The following is a 25,403-nucleotide window of genomic DNA, read 5'->3' on the forward strand; positions in this document are numbered from 1 at the left end:
TTATTACGCTAGCACGTTGAGTTGAGACTCTTACAGGATTAGTACTTGGTAAACACACCAACAGCTTTGCCATCTTTAAAGCTGATCACATCATAACCTGCTGGCTTACTGCCTTTAGGGGCCATTCCCGGTGACTGCATTGGCATTCCTGGAGCCGTTAGGCCTGAGATGTCTGGTTTTTCTGCTAACAGTCGTTTCACATCACTTGCTGGTACATGGCCTTCAATGGCATAACCATCAACAAACGCGGTATGACATGAGCCTAAGCCTGCGCCTAACTTGGCTTTAATTTTGTACTCATTTAAGTTGTTTGAGTTATGTGCCTCAACAGGGAAACCACTGTCTTTCATGTGTTCAATCCATGCGTTGCAGCAACCACAGGTCGCACTTTTGTAAACAGTCACTAGTGGTAGTGGCATTGTTTTGTGTTTTGAGCTGTTCACTGTTTCAGTTTTGACAAGTGCAGGAGCTTCAGGTGTTGCTTTAGCCGCTGCTTCATCAGCCGCAACGGCAGCCTGACTGAATGAGATTACGCTAATCATAATGCTCATTAGGAGTGCTGGTGTGTTTGTTTTAATGATTGTATTCATAACTTCATCCTTTTTTATTGATTAAATATGTGATGGTCCAGCCAGCGTACTAAGTGCGGCGGTAATTATTAAAATGAGTAGCGCGATACCCATCTCAATGCTTATGGAGCGTTGCAGTGCTAAGGCTGACTGATGGTTTGTCAACGAGGGCACTAAACGAAGTTTATGGTAGGCTGCGATTGCTAAAATAGCGGCTACAGCACCCAGTTTAACTAATAAAATATTGCCGTGTGTCGATGTGAAAAGGGTGGTAAAGCTACCTTCAAGCACATAAGAAATAGCTACACCTGCAACTAATAATAGCGCCACTAAGTAAGATGCTTGCTTACCGAATTCGTGCATTAGTTTTTTTAGCTCATCACCAGTCAGTGCTTGGCAGCAGACTCTTAACGGGTAAAGGAATCCGACCCACCACATAGCGATGAAAATATGCAGCACTAAAGCTGATCTTACCCAGGTCGCTTGTTCTGCAGTGTGACCAATCCATGTAAATGATGCTGCGATGAGTAGTGAAACTGCAAGATAAGTATAGGCAACAGGCTTAGTTAATACCGACTTAAAGCGTATAGCAATTAATAAAACGAGCAAGCCAAAACCACCCGCTAAACGCAGCTTATACGTTATACCTACACCTGACTGCCAAAGGATCTCCATGTACATTTTATCCCACATGCCGGAGAAACCAGACTCAGCAAACGAGCCGACTTGAAGCAAGAAGTCGATACTAGAAAATACTAAGCCTAGAACAACTCCCGTAAGTGCATAACTTAAAAAGGGTGTTTTTTTGAACTGATATTGTTGAATCATCAGTGCGGCGGATACACCACCCACTGACATTGCGAAAGTAATATAGAGTAGCAATTTACTGATAAATATTGAGGCCAACCAAGGCGAAATATCGCTCATTATTTAATACCTCTTAAACGTGGAGTAGCAACTGCTACTCCACGCTAATGCTTAATGTTTAGTGAGCATGACCGTCATTTTTATGCTCTTCTTTAGGTGCTTCATCATGACTTTCACCGTGTGCTTCGTGAGCGTCACTATGCTCGCCGTCATGAGTCATACCTTCACCATGCACCATAAAGCTAAAGTCGCCAGACATCTTGTGTCCATCTTTACCCATAGATACCCAGCTGACCATGTACTCGCCCATTTCAATTTTAGGTACGGCAATTTTGAAAGACTTGTCAGCTTTAGCTGTAGGTTTAAAACCGATCTCTAAGTCTTTATGTTCACCATCCATTAACACTACTTTCATTAAACGAACAGGCGCGCCAAAACTAAGTGTTAACTGCTCAGGTGCTGCTTCTAGCATTTGTTCGTTTGCAGGGAATGTTGACTTGATGCCTGTATGTGCCATAACTGATGCGCTAACTGTCAGTAGGCCAGCGATCATTACTGTTTTTAACATGTTCATTATGTTGTTCCTTTTTATTAATTTAAGTGTGTAGTTAAAACCAAGCTTCAACGCCTAGCAATAGTTGTGTATCAGATGTCTCTTCGCCTTCATCCTTTAGAAAATCAGCGGTGTCACCAAAGGATTTAGACCAGTTTATGCCAATATAAGGGGCAAAATTGCGTTTGAACTCATGCTTCAAACGTAATGAGATATTTGCATCAGATAAGCCTGAACCAATAGAAATTTCAGGGTCGTCTTTGGTGTAAAAATTCACATCAAATGAGGGTGCTAAAGCAGTTTTTTGAGTTAGCATTAGTTCATACTCTGTTTTTAAGCGAGCACCTACTTGACCACTTTTTCCAAAAAATAAAGCAGCGTCCACATCAATCATATAAGGAGCAGTTCCTTTGAAACCTGCCACAGCCCATTCACGACCGACGGGTTCAAAGTCTTTTCGCACTCCGACTTGTATATCCCAGTTTGGATCTATTGCTCTGCTGTATAGCGCTTGCAGCTCGGCCTCTTCCAATTCCCCATCATCGTCAGCCTCTATATCTGTCTTAAGCCATAGTTTGTGAAGGTCTTTACCTAACCAAGCTTCAGCATCCAGCGCAAACGATTTGTTGTTACTGTCAGAATATTGATACTCAAAAGAGTCGATCATCACTTTGCTGAGTGTTGGGTCATCGTTCATATGCATTGCGCCCGGAAAAGGCATAGGCACATTCGTCGCTAGCGCACCGTCACTCACAGGGATTTTGACTGCAGGCATTGCAGCATGGTTCATTTTAGAGTGGTCCATTTTTGAATGATCTATCTTCGCAGCAGGCTCTGTTTTAGCAGGCATTGCAGCATGGTTCATTTTGGAATGATCAACTGCCGCGGATGCTTTAGCCTTAGCTTCCTTTTCTGCTAGTTGTTTCTTACAAAATGACATTTTTGCGTGCATTGGCTGTGAGCAGTCCATTGTCATTGGTTTATGTTTGGCAAAAGCCGCTGGCGAAATGCATAAGCCCAGTAGTACAACTGATAATGTGTTTTTCATAACTAAGTTCTCCCTTTAAGCCACAATGACGCGGCGGAACATTCCTTCCATGTGATAGATAAGGTGACAGTGGTAAGCCCATTGTCCCTTGGCGTCAGCAGTCACGAGATAGCTGATCTTTGCACCAGGTTGAACCACAATCGTGTGCTTTCTAGGAAGGTAGTTATTATCTCCGGTCTCTAGCTCACTCCACATACCATGTAAGTGAATAGGGTGATTCATCATCGTATCGTTGATGAGTGTAAAGCGAACACGCTCTCCGAAACGTAAGCCAATAGGTTTGGCATCATTAGCCTTTACACCGTTAAACGACCACATATAACGACTCATATTACCCGTTAGGTGTAGCTCTATTTCTCGGCTAGGTGGACGAGTATCTTTAGTCATATAACGGTTTTTAATGTCCGAATAAGTAAGGACACGACGTCCGTTATTTCTTAAACCAACTCCAGGATCATCAAGTCGTACTTGAGGGTCCATAGCGACCATATCGACGTGAGCCCCACGTACTACGGGTACACCACCTGAGCTTTCCATGGCACCGTGATCCATACCTGTCATGTCGTGTTTCATTTCTCCGCCCATCGAAGAATGGTCCATTCCTGCCATACCGCCCATGCCCATATCGGTATGAGTTAAGGTCGGAACAGCATCCATTTCTGGAATGGCTGCTTGTTGTGCCGGGTTACTCGTCAAAGTACCTCTAGCATAGCCCGAGCGGTCAATTGCTTGAGAGAATATGGTGTAAGCACCTGCTTCAGGCTCAACCACGACATCGTAAGTTTCTGCGATACCAATACGGAACTCATCGATCCCATCAACGGGTTGAATGTTTTGTCCGTCAGTTGCAACAACTTGCATTTTTAAGCCCGGAATTCGGATATCAAAAAATGTCATCGCCGATGCATTAATGAAACGTAAGCGCACTTTCTCACCCGGTTTAAATTCCCCAGTCCATCCATCTCTAGGTGTTTTACCGTTCGTTAAAAAGGTGTACGTCATACCAGTAACATCAGAAATGTCACGATCACTCATCCGCATTTGATTCCACATTTTGCGATCATCAAGTGCTTTACTAAAGCCCTTTTCCGCGGCATCGTTGGCAAGGTCTTTTAGAGTGCGTTCTTTAATGTTGTAGTAATGACTTAGTTTCTTGAGGTTGGCATAAATATGCTCTGGTTTTTCATCAGACCAGTCTGACAATAGCACCACATAGTCACGGTCGTAAGTAACAACATCTGATTCACGCGGCTCTATAACAATCGACCCGTAGAGGCCTGTTTGCTCTTGATAACCTGAGTGACTGTGGTACCAATAAGTACCACTTTGAACAGCGGTAAATTTATAGGTATATGTTTCACCGGGCTTGATGCCAGCAAAACTGAGCCCAGGTACACCGTCCATATTGCTAGGCAAAATCAGACCGTGCCAATGTATGGAAGAGGTGACAGCCATTTTATTGGTGACACGAATGGTGATTTCCTCACCTTCTTTCATGCGTAATGTTGGGCCGGGTAAAGAACCATTAATGGTCGTTGCCATGCGGCGCTTACCCGTGAAGTTGACGAGCATTTCACCAAGCGTCAGGTCGAACGTATTGCCCGTTAATACTGGGTTGTTCGTTGTTTTAGGTGCTGAAAAAACACTAGAAGGCGCAAGTCCTGCGAGAAAAGCTGACGCGGTTAGACCTTTAACAAACTGTCGACGTGCTGGGTCTGGTATACGCTTATTTGTAGATTTGATTTTCATACTGAATCCAAATAAATTTTAATTTTATTTAGATTACCGTTCGAACGAATTAGCTACCCACAAGATGGATTTATGCTAAGCATTAGTTCTGCTATATACAGAATTTATTCAGAGGTAATCAGGTACTGCAACGACATAGGATTAATTAAAATCATGCCGCGCTGAAAGGATTCAGGCGAGTTTAGGTGGTCTAAGAAAACGAGAAAGACTGCTGGCGACATCACTAAAATGATAAACCGATTCATGGCTATAGTGAGGGGTTACATTAAAACTAATGATTGTCGGCATTAAAGCCGAACCACAATGGAAGAGGCAAATGCCACAACTTTGTGTTTCATCACAGGCATCATCAATTGCTGATGATTGCGATGAGCAATGTTCTGATACGCTCATTATTTTGGCACTAGAGTTGTTACTCGTCATTTGATGACTAGCCATTATGTCTGACGAAGTCGTCGACATTTTTACCATCATCACAGACCCAGCAATGGCGTTTGCATTGAAGGATATGAGTAATAGAAAAATGAGTAAGTGCCGTATCATGGTTTGTATAGTGTTGAATAATAATCAGGCTGTCAATAAACTTCCGACTAAAATATTAACGTTGTATCCCTCCCATGTCGGGAGGTACGATTATGTATTCAGTCCACATTTTAGTCATAACTAATGCCCAACTCACATCAACTATCCTTTAGCCGCATGGCTTTGGCGTTTACTTTAATAGTGCTTTCCATGCTTTTTTGGGCTGACTCGGCATGGGCGCATGCGGTCACTCAAGGTGATAAGGGTTACATTCAGGCAATTACTGGCGTTCATATTATTCCTTTTATCTACCTTGGGGCCAAGCATATGGTCACTGGATACGATCACATTTTATTCCTTTTAGGTGTCATATTCTTTTTGCATGGTATGAAACAGATTGCGCTTTATGTCAGTCTGTTTGCGATCGGGCACTCTCTTACAATGCTCGCTGGGGTCTATTTCAACTTTGGCATTAACAGTTACATTATTGATGCCATCATTGGTTTTTCTGTCGTTTATAAGGCGTTAGATAATCTGGGCGCGTTTAAACATTGGTTTGGCTATCAACCCGATACTAGAGTCGCAACTTTAGTGTTTGGTTTGTTGCATGGTTTTGGGCTAGCGTCGAAGCTTATCGAATACGATATTTCCGTTGATGGCTTAGTTCCAAATTTGTTGGCGTTTAATGTTGGTGTGGAAGTAGGGCAATTACTGGCGTTAGCGAGCATTTTATTGGTCATGAAATATTGGCGCGCGAGTGCTTCATTCGCCCGTCAAGCTTATGCTGCTAATATCGTTATGATGGTAGCAGGCTTTACACTTATGGGCTTACAGATTGCAGGTTTTGTTGTAACAGAACTAACGCACCTTAATTAAGAGTATTTTTAGATGAAATCCAATGTTAGTGAATCTGTTTCAACTGAAGCATCATATGTTCAAGGTGTGAGTGCTAGTTCAGGTGGGCTACTTAAAGCAACGCTCGGTGCAGCAGTTGTTGCAGGTGCGATTTTGACTTGTGTTTGGTTGCCCGCTGAGTACGGTATTGACCCTACGGGTGTTGGTCGTGCACTTGGCTTGACAGATATGGGGGAAATTAAAAAGCAACTTGTTACAGAGTCAGAGGCTGATTTGGCGGCTGCCAAAGTGGTCAATACTGATGTAGATTTAAGTATGTTGGAGATAAACCAAAAGCTTGCCGCGATACAAACTCAACTTACGGCTATTGCTGCAACCATTGCCATTAAAGAATCAGGTGACGAGCAAGTTGTACCCATGCTAAGTGAGAATTCAGTAGTCGCCCCTGTCAGTGACGTAACGCCTTCTCTATGGCGAGATGAGGGGGATTACATTCTGTTGCCGGGCGAAGGAATTGAAGTGAAGCTTGTGATGAACAAAGGCGAACTTGCCGAGTTTGAGTGGAACGCAAACGGTAAGGTTGTTAATCACGATACGCATGGTGATGGAAGTGGTCAGAGTATCAGTTATGAAAAGGGCCGAGCAGTGCCCGAGAACGCAGGTGAGTTAAAAGCCGCGTTCACTGGAAACCATGGCTGGTATTGGCAAAACCGCACGGCTGACCCGGTCGTTATTACATTGCGCACTCGTGGTGCTTACTCGAAAGTACTGCAGCCTTAATCTTCTAACGATAGATATAGAAATACTACGAATAACTTGTTGTTCGCTTTTTGTTTTATTTTGTCTTTATTTATGAAACAAAACGAGGTATCTTGTTCGGGTCGAACGATGGACCGTTCGTCGGCAGATAAAGCTAAGACGCAACGGGGGATTATGTGAGTAAAGATTTAACCACCTCAAGTATTCATCGGCAAAATATTTTAAATAACCCATTCGCGCTTGAGAAAATCCAAGAGCATTTTGATTTTAAAGGGACGTTATTTGAAAATGAGCAGGTGTATACCAAAGCTAAAGTAGCCGAATTATTAGGTGTTGATACTCGCACAATAGAGCGATATGTCAAAAATCACACCGATGAATTCGGTTCAAATGGCTATCGTGTTTTAAAAGGAAAGTCCTTAAAAATCTTTAAGTTACAGTATGTCTCCGACACAGGTGTCGGTGAGAAAGCTGCGACTCTGGGTGTTTTTAATTTCCGTGCTATTTTAAACCTCGCGATGGTCTTGACTGAAAGCGAACGCGCTAGAGAAATACGTTCTCGCGTGTTAGATATTGTGCTCGACGTCATTGCTAAGAAAACAGGCGGCCACACACGTTTTATCAATCAACGTGCTCAAGATTATCTACCTGCTTCCTACCAAGAGTTCAGTTACCGTAAGCTCTTCACCGACGCTTTACGCGACTATGTGGACATGGGTGGCACTAAGTACCGCCACTTCACCAATCTAATCTATCAAGCCATCTTTAAAGAAGACGCCGCTGAGTACCGACGTATCCTAAATATTACGGATAAAAGTCGTACGCGTGACACCATGTACAGTGAAGTATTGGAGCTTATTGCTAGCTTTGAAAGTGGTATTGCGGATCAACTTAAAGAGCGCTCAGCAGCACTTGAGCGAAAGCTTACACAGGCTGAGACTGAAGAATTGTTCAAGGCTTCAGAGTCAAACCCATTTATTAAGCCTTATATAGAAGGTGCACGTACACGAATGGCCAGTCGTGACCTTTGTTTTAGAGATGCGTTACACGACAAACTTGAAGGGTACATTCAGTCAGTCCCCGCAGTAGACTTTGAAAAGTTTTTAGGTGAAACCAGCAAAAACTTATCTGAGCGTTTAGAGCAAGAAGAGGTGTTATCTGTTTTTAAGCGCTTGAAGGATCGATAGATGGAATGGCCGATTTATTATTTTGGCATTCGTCAGGCAATTGAGGCGCACGACCTCATTATTGATAAAAGTGGTGGCTTAGAAGGGTTGCGTGAAATAGGATTGTTAGCCAGTGTGTTAGAGCATATTCAAAACGACCTTTATTACCCCAACTTTGAAGACAAGCTAGCCCACCTTATTTTCTCGGTTAACAAGCTCCATGCGTTTAATGACGGAAACAAGCGAGCGAGCTTGTACCTTGGTGCGTATTTCATGGAGTTAAACGGTTATGACTACTGTATCGAGCGTTTTTGGTTTGAGTTTGAAAACTATGCGGTGAGTTTGGCAGAAGGTCGTATTAGTAAAGAATTGCTTCAGGAAATGCTTGGTGCTTGCATCAATGACGAAGAGTTTAGTGAGTCACTAAAACTACGTCTAATTGAGGTATTAATCTAAGCGCATAACACCATCAAAAAAGCCCTTCAGTTGTTCATCAAACTGAGGGGCTTTTTTATTGGCATAGACTATAACTACTTAATTAATTACGTGTCACCTTACTCTTTTGGCTCTGGTTTCACTGGACTAACATTGATCGTTTCATTCGATGTAATTGTCGTAGGGTCAGTGTTAGGTCTTTCAGCAAGATCCGAAGGTCTGTAATACTCTAAGTGACTAATGTCGATCTCATCACCAAGACGTTCCTTAAGGTCCCAAATCGCACGAATACGCTTACCATAAAAGTTCTTCTCGCCAATGGTCTCATATAAGCCGGAGCGTTTTAGTGCATCCAGAAGCTTAAACTTAGCGCGGCTAATACAGAAAGTAACACCTATTTCATGCATACCCTCAACCATGTGAGCAAGCATCTCTTCACCTGTAGAGTCAATCTGATCGACGGCTTCAAGGTCCAAGACAAGGGCTTTTAGCTTAGGCTTGTCAGCAATAGCATTTAATAAACGCTTCTCTAAGTAACCTGCATTGGCAAAGTATAAGTCACCATCAAAGCGGAATATGGCAAACGTTTCACTGGTTTCCATGCCGAACATTTTAGCGTCTCGAAACTCACCTTCTTTATCTTTTGATAACTCGGCGAAGTGAGGTTTCATGGTGCGGTATAGATAGAAACCAACAGATAATGCGACACCAATAAAGATACCGTTCTCAAGGTGAGGTGCAAATGCTAGCGTTGATAGGAATACAACTAATGCAATAAATCCATCATGTGGATTAACTCGCCACGCATGCTTAAACGGTTCAAACTTAATCATGCCGTAAACAGCAATAATGATAATGGCAGCCAATGTCGCCAATGGTAGGTGATAAAGCAAAGGCGTTAAAAACAGTAGTGTAATACCAACAATGATACCCGTTACTATCGCTGCAAAACCTGTTTTTGCACCCGCGTCAAATGCGACCGCAGTTCGAGAGAAAGAGCCTGAAACAGCATAACCCTGAGTAAAGCCAGCAACGATATTAGCCAGTCCTTTACCCACCATTTCTTGGTCGGCTGAGATACGTTGGCGTGTTTTTGAAGCCACTGCTTTGGCGATTGAGAAGGCTTCAACGAAGCTAAGTAGTGCAATAATCATGGCTGGCATGACTAGCGCAGAGAATCGGAGGTCATTAGCAACAGGTATAACAATGGCAGGAAGGCCTGGCTCAACCATACCAACGACAGCACCACCTCTATCCTCGTATCCAAGCAACCAAGAGGTGACGATAGTAATTAATACCGTAATCAATATGCCCGGTAACCTAGGAAACTGAGTGCGGAACAAGATCAATAGAAACAGCGAGAGCACACCCATTATCAATGTGACGAAGTTAGTATCCGTCGGCACTTGCCTGAGAAAATCTGCAAAGGTATCAAACAGGTTTTGACTGCTATCCATTGGAATACCAAACAGCTTTCCTATTTGCAAACTACCAATAACAATTGCAGCGGCATTGGTGAAACCGATGATGACAGGGTGCGACAGGAAGTCTACCAATATCCCTAGCCGCAAAAAGCCTAGGACAAGCTGGAACACTCCCACCATAAGGGCAAGTATTGCAGCATGAATAATGTACTCTTCAACACTCAAGTTGAGCGTTGCTAATGCGGCAGCAGTCATTAATGAAATGATGGCAACTGGACCGTTTTGTAACTGTCGTGACGAGCCGAATAGTGCCGCAACGATAGGTACTAAAAATGAGGCGTATAAACCAATGTGCGGCGGTAAGCCTGCTAATTGGGCATAAGCCATTGATTGCGGTATCAAAACAAGTGCGACGGTCGCACCAGCGATGATATCCGCCTTCAAAATGTCAGGATTCTTTAATTCGCCAATCCATTGTTTAAAAGGTGTAAGGCGAAGTACGGCATCGTGCAGTAGTGACGCTAGATAGGCATTGAACATCGTGTGAAATTACCATCTTATTATATGAAGGTTGAATATTAGTGTAGCACGTCAAATAGAATTTAATTCGACATCTAATCAGTCTTCAATTGTGTGGCTCAATTATTAAATAAATCTGGCTGATTTATAAAAAGTAAGGGTGCAAATTAATCCCTTCACGCTCTACTCTATCGGCATCTAATTTTAGCATTGCTTGGTAGCAGGCTTCTGCTGTTGCAACTTCATTTCGGTCATCGTCAAGTGCATCTAGAAACTGGTTAAATAAGTAATTAAATGACTCATCGCCGTCAATGCTACTGATCGTATCAACCATAGGCACCATGACTGTTTCAGTTGTAACCACTTGAGTAATACGAGTGATACTTGCTAAATGTTCATAGCTTAGTTTGCCATTTAATAGCTTTAAGGTATTGATTAATTGCTGCTCCGTCGCAATATATTCTTGAGGGCTGTAGTCCGTATTCATAATGACATTTACTAAGCCATTATATTGTTCGAGAAGTGGGGTAATCTCATTCATAGTTCTTTTTTCATTGTTATTATTCGGGGTGTTATGAATTGCTAATCGCTCAAGGGGGGTCGATTGATTAGCTTGAAATTAGTTTAGAGCTGATAACCTTGTTGTTAGCTTAATTACATTTTGTCAATAATAGTTACAGATAACTGGTCTACGAAAGTCATCTAAATTAATGAATTTAAAGGTTTTTTGTTTTTATTCTAAATACGCTGCGCTCAGCGAAGTTGTAAACACAACAACTTTAAGTGAACAAACATCTTGTAGAGCACGGTTACTTGTTGATATATAGAGCAGATAAATATTTTAATAACATCGGGGATCTTATGTTCAAACCAAACGCATATAAACTAATCTTGTTTATGGCTCTGATTGTCAACGCTATGTTTTTTGCAACAACCACGATCGTTCAAGCTGAAGAAATTAGGCTTGTGACGAAACAAGAGAAGCGAGCAGCGTTAGGTGACACGAAAGAAGCGGTGATTAAGCTCTTCGTTGTTTCTCACATTGTAGACACTTTAAAACCTTGGAATTCCTACATCAGCCGTTCGACAGGCTCAGGTTTTATTATTAACGGTAATCGTATTCTTACTAATGCGCATGTTGTGTCAAACGCGACATTTATCGAAGTGCGTAAGCACGGTGAAACAAAGCGATACGAAGCGAAGGTTTCGCATATTTCACATGATTCAGACTTGGCGATTGTGACGCTTAAGAATGATGTTCCGGACTTCTATAAAACAGAATTTCTATCATTGGGTGACCTTCCAGATGCACAACAAGAAGTGACTGCTTACGGTTATCCTGTGGGTGGTGATAGCTTGAGTGTGACACGTGGTGTTGTCTCTCGAATCGAACGTTCGGTATATGTTCATAAGAACAGAAGCCTTATTTCGGTCCAAGTAGATGCGGCGATCAATCCGGGCAACAGTGGTGGCCCAGTGCTATCAAGTGGCGTGGTTGTTGGTGTCGTTATGCAGTCAATGAACTCTTCTGAAAATGTTGGGTACATCATTCCTACTAATGTAGTGAAGCATTTCCTAGAAGACCTTAGGGATAACCAATATGACGGTTTCCCTACACTAGGTATTTTACACCAAGAAATTGAAAGCCCAGCATTGCGTGATAAGTATGGCGTGACGGGTGATGAAAGTGGTGTGTTGGTGTCGATGGTTTATCCTGGTGCACCTGCCGAAGGCGTGCTGATGAAGAATGATATCATCACTCATATTGATGGTCGTAAAATTGCCAACAATGGCATGGTTGAGTTACGTCATCGTGAAACGATTGCTTATGAGCACTTCGTGGATATGCATCAGGTAGGTGAGTCTATCAAGCTGAAAGTGATTCGTGATGCTAAGCCAAAAGACTTAATCGTTGAGCTGACAAAGACGCAAGATACGTTTGAACTAGTTGCTGCACCAAGCTTTGAAAAAAAGCCTAGCTACTTTATCTTCGGTGGTTTTGTCTTCATGCCGCTAACGGATGATTTGATTACAGCAAGTCGCCGTCGCATGGGCTTTGATGACAAGGTACTTAACCTTAAAAACTTCTGGCCAACAGATGAGCGTAAGGAAGCCGTTATCTTGACCCGCGTTCTACCTGCGAACAGTAACAAGGGTTTCCACGATGTCTCTTTTGTTCTCGTTGAAAAGCTGGATGGTAAGACTTTCCAAGATTTTGAGTCTTTTTATAAGCTAGTGAAAACAAGCAAGTCTGACTTCATCAAGCTTGAAGATGAGTTTGGTTATCAAGTCGTGATTGACCGAAAGAAGGCGTTAAGCAGTCAGGATAAGATTCTTGAGTTGTACAACGTTCCTCAAGGGCAGTCTAATGATTTAGAGAAGTTGCTAGAGAAAGAAGAAAAAGAAGATGAAGCGCAAAAAGCTAAGCCGGGTTCTGCGGTTTAAAAACGTTTAGTCTGATATAGGCCACTCGGTTTTATAATCGAGCGGCCTTTTTTATGTTTAACACTCGACGATATTGACGGCTAAGCCACCACGAGATGTTTCTTTGTATTTGTCCATCATGTCTTTACCTGTTTCTCGCATGGTGTGTATCACTTTATCTAGTGACACAAAGTGCACACCATCCCCACGTAATGCCATGCTGGCAGCATTAATGGCTTTGATAGACCCCATCGCATTTCGCTCGATACAAGGCACTTGCACCAAGCCGCCAATTGGGTCACAGGTCAGGCCTAAGTTATGTTCCATCGCAATTTCAGCGGCATTTTCAACTTGCATAGGTGTACCTCCAGTGACTTCAGCTAAGCCCGCTGCGGCCATAGCACACGCTGACCCTACTTCACCTTGGCAGCCGACTTCTGCCCCTGAGATGGAGGCGTTCTTTTTGAATAGGATGCCGATAGCAGTTGCGGTGAGGAGAAAGCGAATCACGCCTTCTTTATTGGAGTTAGGGCAAAAATTAACGTAATAATGTAAGACGGCAGGAATGATTCCAGCTGCGCCATTGGTGGGAGCGGTGACTATTCTTCCACCTGCTGCATTTTCTTCATTGACCGCTAAGGCATATAAGTTGACCCAATCCATCGCGCCCAAGCTGGGTGTGATTCGGTCCATGCGCTTTTGGTTATTGAGTTCTTCGTATAATGCTGCGGCACGACGTTTTACCTTTAAGCCGCCGGGTAGTATTCCTTCGGTATGCATACCTGTGTGGACGCATTCACGCATCACATCCCATAATAGTAGAATGCCTTCGCGGATTTCTGTTTCTGAGCGCCAAGCTTGCTCATTGGCAAGCATTAGGTCGGACACAGAGGCGTCATGTTTTTCACAGAGTGCCAATAGTTCTTTACCGCTAGAAAAGTCGTAAGGGAGTGGCGTGGTATCTTCAATAATACGGTCAGCACCAACGGCTGTTTCATCGACAACGAATCCACCACCGACTGAATAATAGGTCTTAGCAAATACTGACTGCCTAGATGCGTCAAAGGCTTCGATCGTCATGCCGTTAGCGTGATACGGCAAGGACTCAATACAATGGTAGGTTAAATCGTCCGACTCGTTAAACGCTACTTTATGAGTACCCATCAAAAGCAGTTCTTTGTTAGTGACGATTTCTGAAAATCGTGGTGCAACGACACTTGGGTTCACTAGTTGAGGTTGATGACCTTCTAATCCGAGCATAACAGCGGGCCCAGTACCATGGCCTTTGCCTGTTGCGCCAAGAGAGCCATACAGTTGTATGTCCACACGAGACACTTGCGCCAATAAGTTACGCTCAGCTAGTGATGTCGCAAATAGATATGAAGCTTTCATTGGGCCAACAGTATGTGAGCTGGATGGACCAATACCCACCTTAAGCATATCGAATAGACTAATCGCCATAATAAAACCCTCTGGATAGATAACTTTATAATAACGTGCGCAAGGGCAGTTAGCGCGCTTAGTTTAATATTGCAGACTAAGTGGCGGTGTGGGTTCGGTTGGAAATAATCGTTGTAGGAGGTAAATCGTAGGCAATAAAAAAGGCCATAGCGTAAACGCTATGGCCTTTAAATATTCTTGGTGCCGCAACCACGAATCGAACGCGGGACCTACTGATTACAAGTCAGTTGCTCTACCAACTGAGCTATTGCGGCTAAGAAGCTGGGCATTATATACAGACTATCCTATCGTGCAAGTACTAATTACAATTATTTTCCTTTGTCGCATTCTGCTAATAATTTAAGCAATTAATGTAGGCTTATCAGCCAAATAGAATAGGGTGGATGTTTGTAAAATGCATTTATTACAGGCATAAAAAAAGACCATAAAGTCAACTTTATAGTCTTTAGATATTCTTGGTGCCGCAACCACGAATCGAACGCGGGACCTACTGATTACAAGTCAGTTGCTCTACCAACTGAGCTATTGCGGCTAACAAGCTGCGCATTTTATAGATGACTATTTAAACGCGCAACACTTTTAAGTAAAAAAAATGTACTTTTTTCATTTTAAAATCCAACATCGACGTATCTTATTGTTTTAATTCTTTATTATTGTTATTGGTGCCGTCGTGTTGTAGCCCCTAGAAGCTGTTGATCATTCTACGGATGAGCGATGAACGGTTACTTAACTGTATTTTGTTTATAAAATATATTTATTAAGGCGTGCATTTGAGAATATGTTTTAAACAGAAGCAGTAATGATTGATTGATAGGCTTAGAGTTGGCCATAATGTTATTACACTCATTTTTTGACCTACCTTGGTAACCCCATGAATGAAATAACGCCTCAGCTGCACCTTCGTCAGTGCGTGCAAAAAGTTGCTACAGGTCCTGACTACAGTAAAGATCTCTCATTTGAAGATGCACGAGATGGGATGCTAGCTGTACTTGATAAGAATACAGATCCTGTTCAGAGCGCTATTTTCTTCATCGCATTAAGAATGAAGCGTGAAACCGATGATGAAAACCGTGGCGTGTTACAGGCATTGATAGATAACTCTATTCAAGTGACGGCAGAGGTTGATGAGATCGTAGATATCTCAGACCCTTATGATGGTTATGCCCGTGGTGTGCCTGCGTCGCCTTTTTTGCCAGCGGTGTTGGCTGCTTTAGGTGTAAATGCGGTATCTCACGGTTTAGAAGTTGTTGGACCTAAGTTTGGTGCGACACATCATCGTGTCTTAAAGGCTGCTGGACTTAATGTAGAGATGACATCGCAACAGGCTGCAAAGCAAATCGAGTCTATTGGTTGGGCGTATATCGACCAAGAAAGTTTTGCGCCAAATTTAAGTGATCTAATGAGTCTTCGTGAGCGTATGGTTAAGCGCCAGATCTTAAATACGGTTGAGTCATTAATTGGCCCTATACGTGGTCGTAGCAAGACACACTTTATGTCGGGTTATGTGCATAAAGCATATCCACCTATTTATGCGTCACTCGCAAGGCAGTCGGGTTTTGACTCAGCGATGTTTGTGCGCGGTGTTGAAGGTGGAACGATTCCTTCGTTACAGCAGCAAGGGCGACTATTTTACTACCAGGATAAGGGTGAGCTAGAGCAATTAGATGTGTCACCACAAGAAATTGATATCGAGGCGAGTTCACGTGCTGTGCCTGTTCCCGATGGATTGCCTGAAGGTATTGTTTCAGCGGGTGTGACGGTGCCAGTTGACGGTACTGCACTGGCGGAAGTATCAGCTGAGCTAGGTTTAAAAGCATTAGCAGGTGAGCAGGGGCCTATGCATGACGCATTGATGTATGCAGCGAGTATTGCTTTAACGCATCTTAAAAAATACGAGACAATGCCTGAGGCTGCAAATGCGGTTAGAGTGGTGTTGGCGAGTGGCAAGGCGTTAGAGGTCTTTAATGCTGCAAGGAAGGCTTGAGCTTGAGAAATTAATTGAGTGAGTTAATTGCCAAAGTGCCCGTTTTAACTGAGGCACTTTGGCGTTTTCATTATTTGTGTCGAGCTCTTGCTTGTTGTTTTAGTATGTAACGTCGTAATTCAGCGGGTTTAATACTTCCTGTTTGCATCGCTTTTAGCTTGCCTTGTGGGTTGTAAATCATATAAGTCGGGAAGCCAGAAATGTTGCGTTTAGTACTTCGTTTAATATATCGATTAAATTCGGGTACATTTGAAACTAAATTCTTAAAGTTGACTCTAAGTCGACGTAACGTCTGATTGGCGACTTTATAATTTCCATCAAGTGAAACGCCAATTACCCAAGTGTTAGGCAGTACTCTTTGAGCTGAGTTAGTTTCTCGCATTGTGTTCATGCAAACTCGGCAATCTGATTTCCAAACTTTAACGACCAACCACTTACCTTTACCTATGTAATTGTTAAGTTCATTTGGTTTGCCATTTATGTCTGACATTCTAGCAAATGAGGTGGTGTGTAATAAAAGTGTCAGCGTCACTACCTTAGCAAAAATCGCTACATGCTTCAGTGTCATACATGTTACTCCGAGGGGATGTTGAGGGTGCCTTAAATTATTCTAATTATTAGTTAATTCTATTAGGCTTGATGTTGAGCTATTAGTAGAACGATGTGAATTTTTAACACAGGTAATAGGGTCATGCAATACTCGTTACTGCTTTATCAGATTACAGTTTTTTATAGTTAGTGCTTAATTTTATAACATAAAATTAACTTATTCCTTTCATCGTTAAAAGAAAGGGTAATTATTGCCAAAACATCAATGTTTTTTCCTATATTATTAACTTGCAGATGTGGTGCGGAAAATACAATGATGTTTTATTTTCGCCAATAGGGATATTATTTCAGGGAGGTCTTTGTGAAAACCAAAGAGAAGAGTTTTAGATCGAGTTTTTTTGTAACCAGTGCTGTTTCAGCGCTGTTTTTGTCATCACTTGCTGTGGCAGCAGATTTAGATGATTTAGATAGCATTACTGATCGTGCAGCAGCGTCTTGTCCTCTAAATAGTGGTGGTCCAACACTTTTGGGTACTAAGTGGCGTGTGAGTAAGACTTATAATAACGTCGTTCCAGAAGGTTTGGATATGACGATGAATGTAAGTTTAAATACTATGGCAGGCGATACTGGCTGTAATAAGTATGCGGCTAAGTTCAAGCAAGTTGGATACACTGGCTTTTCGATTGTACATATGAGTCGTACACGTCACCCTTGTAAGCTACTTCGTCCAGAAGCTGGCGGAAAAACAATACACGTTGGTAATCAGGAAGGTGCTTACCTTCGTATTATGCGTCGTATGGGTAGTGTTCAGCAATTAGATGATGGCGTATTGGTGTTTTACGACCGCAATGGTAAAAAAGGATTGGAAATGACAAAGCTATAATCTAGCTTGTTATAACCTCATTTGAAATAATGCCCGACTTGTTCGGGTATTATTTTGTCTCCAATTTAGTGAAAAATAATTTACACTGGCTGGTTAAATGAGCTTACCTCTAGGGGCGTTTTGGATGAAATACACGTTAATGATTAATGAAGGGCCGTATCAGCGTCAATCTTCTGATACAGCGTTGCATTTTGCACGTGCCGTATTAGCTAAAGGACATGAGGTTATTCGGGTGTTTTTCTATCATGACGGTGTAAACAATGGAACGCGTTTGAGTGTGCCACCTAGGGATGACCGTCAAATCCAACAGGCGTGGTCTGATTTGGCTAAAGCGCATTCTCTGGATTTAGTGATTTGTATTGCTGCAGCTCAGCGTCGTGGTATTACCGATGCTAAAGAAGCAAAGCGCCAAGGTTTAGATACGGATAATCTTTTGGAAGGCTTTCGTATCTCAGGTCTGGGGCAACTTATTGAAGGCTCTGTCGAAGCTGATCGTACTTTGGTGTTTGGAGGTTAACGGTTATGGCGATTAAGAAATTTATGTTTGTAAATCGTAAAGCGCCTTATGGCAGTGTTTATGCCTTGGAGTCTTTAGAGGTAGTGCTGATTTCTGCGGCCTTTGATCAAGATGTCTCGTTGGCTTTTTTAGATGATGGTGTTTATCAAATCACTAAAAACCAAGACACCACTGGGATAGGACAAAAGAACTTTTCCGCTGCTTATAAAGCGTTAGGCGATTATGAAATCAATAAGCTCTATGTGGAAAAAGAGTCTTTAGAAGAGCGAGGGCTTACAATAGCCGACTTGATGCCGCTAATGTGGGAAGATGAAGATGATGATTATCAGGAAAAGTCTTCTATTTACTTGGTGAATAGGGCTGAAATGGCGGATATTATGGCGACTCAAGAAGTCGTGATTAGTTTTTAGGAGGTACTTATATGGCTATGTTACACATTGTGAATAAGTCGCCTTTTGAAAGAACGGCGTTTGAGTCTTGCTTGAAGCATATTTCGGTAGGTGACTCGGTGTTGATGATCGAAGATGCGGTCGTTGGTGCTATGCAAAATACGCGTTTTTCTGCACATATTGAGCAAGCATTACAAGAGAGTTCAGTTTATGTGTTGTCAGGAGATTTGGCTGCACGAGGCTTGAGCCAAGAGCGAATAATTAGTGGTGTGACAGCGGTTGATTATGAAGGGTTTGTTGACCTAACAGTCGAGTGCGATACCACGCAAAGCTGGCTATGAGTTATTGATTAGCGGGCTAGGTTTAAAAATTAAGTAATAAGGAGAGCGCAAATGGCACTCGAAGTAAATGGTGTGGCGGTTGAGTTGGACGAAGAAGGTTATCTAATGGAGCTGGAAGATTGGACGCCGGAAGTGGCTAAAACTTTCGCGGCGGAAGATGATATTGAATTGAGCGAAGAGCACTGGGACATTATCAACTTTTTGCGTGAGTACTATGAAGAGTACCAAATCGCACCAGCAGTACGTGTTTTAACAAAGGCCGTTGGTAAGCGTTTGGGGAAAGAGAAAGGGAATTCAAAGTACCTTTATTCTTTATTCCCATTTGGTCCTGGTAAGCAAGCGTGTAAGTACGCGGGGTTACCAAAGCCAACAGGCTGTGTGTGATCGTCGTTTTTAGCAGAGGGCGCTAAGGTGTTTTTGGGGATTGTTTACGGTATTTTATTTTGGATTGCGACCTTGGTTTTAGTACTGGGTGTTGCAAATAAAGTATGGCTGTATTCACGAATTCCTGCGCCGCTAAAAATACCAACCATGCCTGCACCGCGCACGCTTACAGGTGTGCTTTGGCGAATGGCTCGCGAGTTGCTGCTGTTTCAAAGTTTGTTTCGTGCAGATAAGTTGTTATGGGCAATTAGCATGGTGTTTCACTATGCGTTGTTGCTGGTTGTCATTCGGCACTTACGTTATGTGCAGGAGCCTATTTGGTCGCTGGTGATTTTCTTGCAGCCATTTGGGAAGTACGCAGGTTTTGCTTTGGTGTTGTCATTGTCTGGATTGTTGGCAAGACGTTTTTTGATTGACCGTGTGCGCTATATCTCGGCACCATCTGATTTTTTGATGTTGGTGTTGCTGATTTTTATTGCCTGTAGTGGCTTGATGATGCGCTATGTAAACCCGACTGATATTGTCATGGTGAAGGCGTTTTTTGTGGGTCTGAAGACGTTTAACTGGCAGCCACTTCCATCAGATATTACGTTGTTACTGCACTTGTTTGCGGTGGCGTTTTTGATGTTGATATTCCCTATTAGTAAACTGATGCATGCACCGGGTGTGTTCTTTAGCCCAACGCGTAATCAAGTGGACAACTCACGAGAGCGACGACACATTGCTTCATGGGCTGCTGAACTTGAAAAAGATGATCGAAAAAAGTGATGCTCAATATCCCACTACCTGACTTAACCAGCAAAGAGAGCAAATAGATGGCTAAGTACGAAGCGCCAAAACTAAGCTCTGACGATGGTTTGGTTGATGTACCCAAATTAAAACCCGATGCTACGAAAGGACCAGGACCGTTTATTGCACGTCCTGAGTTTCAAAAGGCGCTCGGTTTTCCTTCCGATATTGAGAAAGATGAAGAGGGTAAATGGTCACTTATTCCAAATTGGAAAGAGGCCGCACTAGAAAAGCTGAATGAGTTACGAGGTAAGTACCGTTCGTTGCAGCTGTATTTAGATATTTGCGTGAAGTGTGGTGCCTGTGCTGATAAGTGCCATTATTACCTTGGCAGTGGTGACCCTAAAAACATGCCTGTTGCGCGACAAGATTTGCTGCGTAATGTTTACCGCCGTTACTTCACCTTTTCAGGTAAGTACTTTCCGAAATTAGTTGGCGCAACTGAACTGACCGAAGAAGTCGTTGATGATTGGTATAACTACTATCACCAATGTTCTCAGTGTCGTCGTTGCTCTGTGTATTGCCCATACGGTATTGATACTGCGGAAGTGTCGATGGCTGCGCGTGAGATTTTGAATCACATTGGGCGTGGGCAAAAGTACTCTACTGAGATCATTGGAAAAGTACATAAAGTGGGTAATAACTTAGGCTTACCGCAAGCCGCTTTGGCGGATACGCTGGAAGGCTTAGAAGAAGATATTGAAGAGGAAACAGGGGTTGCCGTTAAGCTGCCTTTGGATGTAAAGGGCGCGGATATTTTATTAGTCACGCCTTCTGCTGATTTCTTCGCAGAGCCTCATGTTGATGGCTTGATTGGTTACGCTAAAGTGCTTCATGAGTTAGGTGAAAGCTGGACTTTGAGCTCTTATGCGTCTGAAGGTGCTAACTTTGGCCTGTTCATTGGTAGTTACGACAGTATGCGCGATATTGCGCTGCGTATACGTCAGGCAGCAATAGACTTAGGGGTTAAGCGAATTGTCTTTGGTGAATGTGGTCATGCTTGGCGTGTGGCATACAGTTTCTTAAATACATTGGCGGGTCCATTTGAGTTTCTTGATCAAAAATACCCAATACCACAACACATGCTAGAGCTCACTTGGCCCGCTTTACGTGATGGAAAGTTGAATATTGATAAGTCGCGAAATGACGATATGACACTGACTTTTCATGACTCCTGCAATGTCGCTCGTGGCTCTAACATGGGTGACAAAGAGGGCGGTCAGTTTGACTTTCCTCGCGGTGTTATTAAAGCAGTGTGTAATAATTTCGTTGAAATGCCTAAGGGTACAACGAAAGATGAGACTTTCTGCTGTGGTGCCGGTGGTGGTATTTTGACGGATGACTTGATGGATATTCGTATTAAAGGCGCGCAGCCTAGAATGCAGGCGTTAAAGCATGTTGCAGATAATCACGGCGTGACGCACATGGCGGCCATCTGCGCGATTTGTAAGTCTCAATTTAGCAAAACGTTACCGTACTTCGGCTTTGAGATGGATCAAATTGTGAGTGTTCATCAGCTAGTGAGTAATGCAATCGTTCTAACTGGACAGGTTGATGATGACTAAGTGGCGTTATCTTCTGGCGTTAATGCTTTCTTTGCTTTTGCTTGCTTGTAGTCATGAGCAAGAGAGTACTTTGACACCGACGTTAATGGCGGCTCAGAAACAGTTTGAAACGGTGGAGCAGCGTGATTTACACATTGCGGAAATGCGTACTAATCACATGAATTTATTGAAGCACAAGCGTGACCGTACGGTATACCAAGGAATTCGCACGCCTAAGCATAGTTTGAATGGCTGCATCGATTGCCACGTGCCAGTGCCTACGGTTAATAAGACAGTGAAACATACTGATAGCGAGCACTTTTGTATGACTTGTCACGTTGAGTTAGCGGTTAAAATAGACTGTTTTCAGTGCCATGCCGACCGACCACCTGTGTCAGAAAAAGCGGTAAAGCCATGACTAACGTGAATTTAATTGATCGCTACCGACGTAAGTTTTTAGGTGGTATAGCAGCTGCAACTGGTGCGGCTTTGGCGCCGGGTATATTGCTGAGAGAAGCCGGCGCAAATCCACATGATCAAGCAGTCAGTAATAAAGTGCGTTGGGGAATGTTGATCGACACCAATAAGCTCAAAGATGGTGGTGATGCAATGGTTGCCGCGTGTAAGAAAGAACATGGTTGGGGCGATGAGCCAAACTCAAAGCCTGAACAACAAGGTCAATGGGCGCGTAAAGTTACCTTCCAAGATAAAGCCAGTGATCATAAGGTGTCGTTGCCAGTGATGTGTCAGCACTGTGAAGAGCCGCCTTGTGTAGATGTTTGTCCAACAGGCGCGTCATTTAAACGTGATGATGGCATTGTCTTAGTCGACAAGCATATTTGCATTGGCTGTCGGTATTGCATGACAGCATGTCCTTATAATGCACGTAGTTTTGTTCACGAAAACTTGGAAAACCAAAAGCCACACTCACCACGAGGAATAGGGACGGTTGAGTCCTGTAATCTGTGCGTGCATAGAGTGGATGCGGGTAAGCAACCAGCCTGCGTCGAAGCAGCTGCTGATGCGGTTATCTTTGGTGATTTGAATGATCCTAGCAGTACGATCAGTAAGTCCCTGAAAAAGTATGAAGCCCAGCAAATCCGAGCAGACCTAGGTTTGAATACGGGTGTTCGGTACTGGGGGATTTAAGTTAAATGCAACGAACTGACTTTCATGAAATTGAGATAAGTAGTCGCCGCTTTTACTCCATCCTAGTTACCTTGGCTGGCGTTCTAGTCGCAGCGGCTTATGCCTTTTTTTATATGGAAAGTCAGGGCCATTTCGTCACGGGGATGAATAACCAAGTGGTGTGGGGTTTGCCGCATGTTGTGGCTATATTCCTTATCGTGACGGCATCTGGCGCAGCAAATGTTGCCAGCTTAGGTTCGGTGTTTAATAAGCCTGCTTATCAGCCTTATGGGCGAATATCGTTAGTGTTAGCGATGTCTTTATTACTGGGTGGGCTGCTCGTTATTTTGTTAGACCTGGGTCATGCAGACCGACTCATTATCGCCATGACACACTTTAATTTTGACTCTGTTTTTGCGTGGAATATCCTGTTGTATAGCGGGTTCTTTGTGATTATGGGGTTATATCTGTGGTCGATCATGGATCGTACCGCTACGGCTAAGCGTTGTTATCAACCTTTGGCTTACTTAGGTTTTGTTTGGCGCTTCATTTTAACGGCTGGGACAGGTTCTATTTTTGGAGTGTTGGTTGCACGCGAGTACTACGATATTTTGATGATGGCACCGTTGTTTATTGCTTCTTCTTATCTGATAGGAACAGCATGTTTTAGCTTGGTATTATTACTTCTTTATAAGCTGGAAGGGCGGCAATTAAGTGAGGTAATAAAGAGTCGCTTAGCGATTAGCCTATGCCTATGTATTGTTGTAGTAACATTGATTGAACTCGCTCGACATCTACTTAATTACTTCATAATGGGTTACACGGCGGTTGAGGTATTTGTCTTGCGTGATGCGGGCGCGGTGACCCTTATGTTTTGGTTGGGGCAGGTAGTGATAGGCTTGGTATTGCCAATTATTTTATTGTACTTGCCTAGCGTTAAAAGAAGTCGTTTAGCGATTGCCTCTACCTTGATTATGCTGGGCGGATTATGTCAGCTCTACGTCATTATTATTGGTGGTCAGTTACAGCCCTTAAGGCTATTTCCCAATGCAGTGACGGAGACTAGCGGAAATCTAGATATAGCTTATTCAGCGTCCCTTCCAGAGCTTATGTTATCGTTGGGAGGAGTGGCTATCACGCTATTTGTATTCACTATTGCTGTAAAAGTGTTACGGCTTACGCCTGCTAATTCTTAAAACTGCGGTGAATAAAACCACTCACAAACACTATGTCAGCCAGTAGATTTTTCGTATACTCGACCAACGACCCATTCAAGAGTTAATCATTCATGTTTGAAAAGCTAAGTTCACCAAAGCCCGACGCTATCCTTGCATTGCTAGCGACTTATAATGCGGATACCCGACCAGATAAAATGAATCTAGGTGTGGGTGTTTATATGAATGAGAAGGGTGAGACGATTATTCTCGACTCAGTCAAAAAAGCAGAAGCACGCTTGCTGGAAGCAGAGACAACTAAGACCTATGTTGGCTTATCTGGTGATAAAGGTTACAACCAAGCGATGCAAGAAATTGTGTTTGGTGACTCCGTTGCAAATGAACGAGTTAACGGCGTGCAGGCTACCGGTGGTAGTGGCGCGTTACGTGTCTTGTCAAAACTGACGGCGCGTATGCGGCCTGATGCAAAAGTGTATGTGAGCGACCCAACATGGCCAAACCACTACGCTTTGTTACAAACAGAGCATACAGAAATTGAACATTACCCTTATTTTGATGCGGCTACATGTTCAGTAGACTTTGCGGCAATGGCTGCGAAGCTACGTACACTCACCGCAAATGATGTCGTGGTTTTGCACGGCTGCTGCCATAACCCAACAGGTGCTAACCTAAGTAATGAGCAGTGGGATGAAGTTGCTGAGATCGCTGTTGAAGTAGGCTTTTTACCATTTATAGATATCGCATATCAAGGTTTTGGTGATGGCTTAGAAGCGGATGCTTACGGTGTTCGTAAACTAGCGAGTAGTGTTGATGAGATGCTCGTGGCAGTATCTTGTTCAAAGAATTTTGGTATTTATCGTGATCGTGTGGGTTGTGCGTTTGCTATCGGTAAAGACCAAGCATCGGCTGAATTAGCGAATGCTAATATGCAAAATATCTCACGTGGGATTTACTCTATGCCACCTGATCATGGCGCGTCAGTGGTTCGTATCATTTGGGATAACCCAGAGTTGCGACAGTTATGGCAGGATGAGTTGGTTGCGATGTGTACACGCATGACGTCGTTACGTAATAAATTAGCAGACGAGTTTAAGCGCCAAAGTGGTGGCGATAAGTTTGAATTTATTCGTATTCACCGAGGCATGTTCTCTCTGATGGGCTTGAGTGTTGAACAGGTGATCGAGCTGCGTGATGCTCATGGTATCTATATGATCGAAGACAGTCGTGTGAATATAGCTGGTTTGCAGGAAGAGAATATTCCTCGAGTGGTTAAGTCTATTCTGGCCGTGTCATAACTAGATCTTTTCTTTTAAATCGCATAAAAAAAGCCGCTAAATCGTAGTGATTAGCGGCTTTTTTATTAGCTCAA

Annotated in this window: 26 protein-coding genes and 2 tRNA genes; 17 read left to right on the forward strand and 11 right to left on the reverse strand. The window is 43.1% G+C overall.

What is annotated here, in order from left to right:
• Positions 1-38 precede the first annotated feature (38 nt).
• Genes DKT75_RS04120 through DKT75_RS04140 form a run of 5 tightly spaced genes read right to left on the reverse strand, consistent with a single transcriptional unit; the run spans position 39 to position 4,786 of the window.
• Complete coding sequence (locus DKT75_RS04120) at positions 39-590, reverse strand: DUF411 domain-containing protein (RefSeq protein ID WP_211665150.1); 552 nt, start codon at positions 588-590, stop codon at positions 39-41.
• A 21-nt stretch (positions 591-611) separates the two neighbouring features.
• Positions 612-1,496: a copper resistance D family protein gene (locus tag DKT75_RS04125; RefSeq protein WP_109822168.1), complete on the reverse strand. Its 885-nt coding sequence runs from the start codon at positions 1,494-1,496 to the stop codon at positions 612-614.
• A gap of 58 nt (positions 1,497-1,554) precedes the next feature.
• Complete coding sequence (locus DKT75_RS04130; RefSeq protein ID WP_109822169.1) at positions 1,555-2,010, reverse strand: copper resistance CopC family protein; 456 nt, start codon at positions 2,008-2,010, stop codon at positions 1,555-1,557.
• 34 nt (positions 2,011-2,044) lie between these two features.
• Entirely contained in the window at positions 2,045-3,037 is a 993-nt protein-coding gene (locus DKT75_RS04135; protein WP_211665152.1) for a copper resistance protein B, read from the reverse strand.
• A gap of 15 nt (positions 3,038-3,052) precedes the next feature.
• Complete coding sequence (locus tag DKT75_RS04140) at positions 3,053-4,786, reverse strand: copper resistance system multicopper oxidase (RefSeq protein ID WP_109822170.1); 1,734 nt, start codon at positions 4,784-4,786, stop codon at positions 3,053-3,055.
• 666 nt (positions 4,787-5,452) lie between these two features.
• On the opposite strand from DKT75_RS04140, the gene DKT75_RS04150 reads away from it, so the two are divergent.
• The 4 genes from DKT75_RS04150 to DKT75_RS04165 all read left to right on the forward strand — a co-directional run bounded on the left by DKT75_RS04150 (position 5,453) and on the right by DKT75_RS04165 (position 8,544).
• A complete protein-coding gene (locus DKT75_RS04150) occupies positions 5,453-6,184 on the forward strand; it encodes a HupE/UreJ family protein (RefSeq protein WP_109822172.1) in 732 nt (243 codons plus the stop codon).
• 12 nt (positions 6,185-6,196) lie between these two features.
• Positions 6,197-6,943 carry a transmembrane anchor protein gene (locus DKT75_RS04155; protein ID WP_245923071.1) on the forward strand — a complete coding sequence of 249 codons (747 nt, stop codon included), beginning with the start codon at positions 6,197-6,199 and terminating at the stop codon, positions 6,941-6,943.
• Positions 6,944-7,098: 155 nt separating this feature from the next.
• Positions 7,099-8,109 carry a DNA-binding protein gene (locus tag DKT75_RS04160; RefSeq protein WP_109822173.1) on the forward strand — a complete coding sequence of 337 codons (1,011 nt, stop codon included), beginning with the start codon at positions 7,099-7,101 and terminating at the stop codon, positions 8,107-8,109.
• Entirely contained in the window at positions 8,110-8,544 is a 435-nt protein-coding gene (locus tag DKT75_RS04165; protein ID WP_109822174.1) for a type II toxin-antitoxin system death-on-curing family toxin, read from the forward strand.
• A 98-nt stretch (positions 8,545-8,642) separates the two neighbouring features.
• On the opposite strand, the gene DKT75_RS04170 is transcribed toward DKT75_RS04165, so the two are convergent.
• Both DKT75_RS04170 and DKT75_RS04175 read right to left on the reverse strand, forming a co-directional pair.
• Positions 8,643-10,487 (reverse strand): SulP family inorganic anion transporter, encoded by a 1,845-nt coding sequence (locus DKT75_RS04170; protein ID WP_109822175.1) that lies wholly within the window; start codon positions 10,485-10,487, stop codon positions 8,643-8,645.
• A gap of 124 nt (positions 10,488-10,611) precedes the next feature.
• Positions 10,612-11,007, reverse strand: a complete 396-nt coding sequence (locus tag DKT75_RS04175; protein ID WP_109822176.1) for a hypothetical protein — start codon at positions 11,005-11,007, stop codon at positions 10,612-10,614.
• Positions 11,008-11,327: 320 nt separating this feature from the next.
• Between DKT75_RS04175 and DKT75_RS04180 the strand changes: the two genes are divergently transcribed.
• Entirely contained in the window at positions 11,328-12,911 is a 1,584-nt protein-coding gene (locus DKT75_RS04180) for a S1C family serine protease (RefSeq protein WP_109822177.1), read from the forward strand.
• A gap of 57 nt (positions 12,912-12,968) precedes the next feature.
• On the opposite strand, the gene DKT75_RS04185 is transcribed toward DKT75_RS04180, so the two are convergent.
• From DKT75_RS04185 to DKT75_RS04195, 3 genes are all read right to left on the reverse strand, one after another.
• The gene (locus DKT75_RS04185) at positions 12,969-14,351 is read right to left on the reverse strand and encodes an L-serine ammonia-lyase (RefSeq protein WP_109822178.1); all 1,383 of its coding nucleotides are present in this window, start codon (positions 14,349-14,351) and stop codon (positions 12,969-12,971) included.
• Positions 14,352-14,529: 178 nt separating this feature from the next.
• Positions 14,530-14,605, reverse strand: a tRNA-Thr gene (locus tag DKT75_RS04190).
• A gap of 202 nt (positions 14,606-14,807) precedes the next feature.
• Positions 14,808-14,883, reverse strand: a tRNA-Thr gene (locus tag DKT75_RS04195).
• Between the two features lie 339 nt (positions 14,884-15,222).
• Here DKT75_RS04195 and DKT75_RS04200 point away from each other — a divergent pair.
• Complete coding sequence (locus tag DKT75_RS04200) at positions 15,223-16,335, forward strand: anthranilate phosphoribosyltransferase (RefSeq protein ID WP_109822179.1); 1,113 nt, start codon at positions 15,223-15,225, stop codon at positions 16,333-16,335.
• A gap of 70 nt (positions 16,336-16,405) precedes the next feature.
• Here the strand turns inward: DKT75_RS04200 and DKT75_RS04205 are convergent, their stop codons facing one another.
• Positions 16,406-16,903 (reverse strand): TlpA family protein disulfide reductase, encoded by a 498-nt coding sequence (locus DKT75_RS04205; RefSeq protein ID WP_109822180.1) that lies wholly within the window; start codon positions 16,901-16,903, stop codon positions 16,406-16,408.
• Positions 16,904-17,245: 342 nt separating this feature from the next.
• Here DKT75_RS04205 and DKT75_RS04210 point away from each other — a divergent pair, with 342 nt between their 5' ends.
• The 11 genes from DKT75_RS04210 to DKT75_RS04260 all read left to right on the forward strand — a co-directional run bounded on the left by DKT75_RS04210 (position 17,246) and on the right by DKT75_RS04260 (position 25,329).
• Complete coding sequence (locus tag DKT75_RS04210; RefSeq protein WP_109822181.1) at positions 17,246-17,767, forward strand: META domain-containing protein; 522 nt, start codon at positions 17,246-17,248, stop codon at positions 17,765-17,767.
• Between the two features lie 124 nt (positions 17,768-17,891).
• Positions 17,892-18,284: a sulfurtransferase complex subunit TusD gene (gene tusD, locus DKT75_RS04215; protein WP_109822182.1), complete on the forward strand. Its 393-nt coding sequence runs from the start codon at positions 17,892-17,894 to the stop codon at positions 18,282-18,284.
• A 5-nt stretch (positions 18,285-18,289) separates the two neighbouring features.
• Positions 18,290-18,694 carry a sulfurtransferase complex subunit TusC gene (tusC, locus tag DKT75_RS04220; protein WP_109822183.1) on the forward strand — a complete coding sequence of 135 codons (405 nt, stop codon included), beginning with the start codon at positions 18,290-18,292 and terminating at the stop codon, positions 18,692-18,694.
• An 11-nt stretch (positions 18,695-18,705) separates the two neighbouring features.
• Entirely contained in the window at positions 18,706-19,014 is a 309-nt protein-coding gene (gene tusB, locus DKT75_RS04225; protein ID WP_109822184.1) for a sulfurtransferase complex subunit TusB, read from the forward strand.
• Between the two features lie 51 nt (positions 19,015-19,065).
• The gene (locus tag DKT75_RS04230) at positions 19,066-19,398 is read left to right on the forward strand and encodes a TusE/DsrC/DsvC family sulfur relay protein (RefSeq protein WP_109822185.1); all 333 of its coding nucleotides are present in this window, start codon (positions 19,066-19,068) and stop codon (positions 19,396-19,398) included.
• A gap of 27 nt (positions 19,399-19,425) precedes the next feature.
• Positions 19,426-20,166, forward strand: a complete 741-nt coding sequence (locus DKT75_RS04235; RefSeq protein WP_211665155.1) for a respiratory nitrate reductase subunit gamma — start codon at positions 19,426-19,428, stop codon at positions 20,164-20,166.
• A gap of 47 nt (positions 20,167-20,213) precedes the next feature.
• On the forward strand, positions 20,214-21,752 hold the full coding sequence (gene dsrK, locus DKT75_RS04240) for a sulfate reduction electron transfer complex DsrMKJOP subunit DsrK (RefSeq protein ID WP_109822186.1): 1,539 nt from the start codon (positions 20,214-20,216) through the stop codon (positions 21,750-21,752).
• Entirely contained in the window at positions 21,742-22,149 is a 408-nt protein-coding gene (locus DKT75_RS04245; RefSeq protein ID WP_109822187.1) for a sulfur reduction protein DsrJ, read from the forward strand. Before dsrK ends, DKT75_RS04245 begins: the two co-directional genes overlap by 11 nt.
• Positions 22,146-22,880: a sulfate reduction electron transfer complex DsrMKJOP subunit DsrO gene (gene dsrO / locus DKT75_RS04250; RefSeq protein ID WP_109822188.1), complete on the forward strand. Its 735-nt coding sequence runs from the start codon at positions 22,146-22,148 to the stop codon at positions 22,878-22,880. The genes DKT75_RS04245 and dsrO overlap by 4 nt, the downstream gene beginning before the upstream one ends.
• Positions 22,881-22,885: 5 nt before the next feature.
• A complete protein-coding gene (nrfD, locus tag DKT75_RS04255) occupies positions 22,886-24,055 on the forward strand; it encodes an NrfD/PsrC family molybdoenzyme membrane anchor subunit (RefSeq protein ID WP_109822189.1) in 1,170 nt (389 codons plus the stop codon).
• Positions 24,056-24,147: 92 nt separating this feature from the next.
• Positions 24,148-25,329 carry an amino acid aminotransferase gene (locus DKT75_RS04260; protein ID WP_109822190.1) on the forward strand — a complete coding sequence of 394 codons (1,182 nt, stop codon included), beginning with the start codon at positions 24,148-24,150 and terminating at the stop codon, positions 25,327-25,329.
• Positions 25,330-25,403: the final 74 nt, after the last annotated feature.

The sequence above is a fragment of the Leucothrix arctica genome (genome assembly GCF_003172895.1).
Taxonomy (GTDB): Bacteria; Pseudomonadota; Gammaproteobacteria; order Thiotrichales; family Thiotrichaceae; genus Leucothrix; species Leucothrix arctica.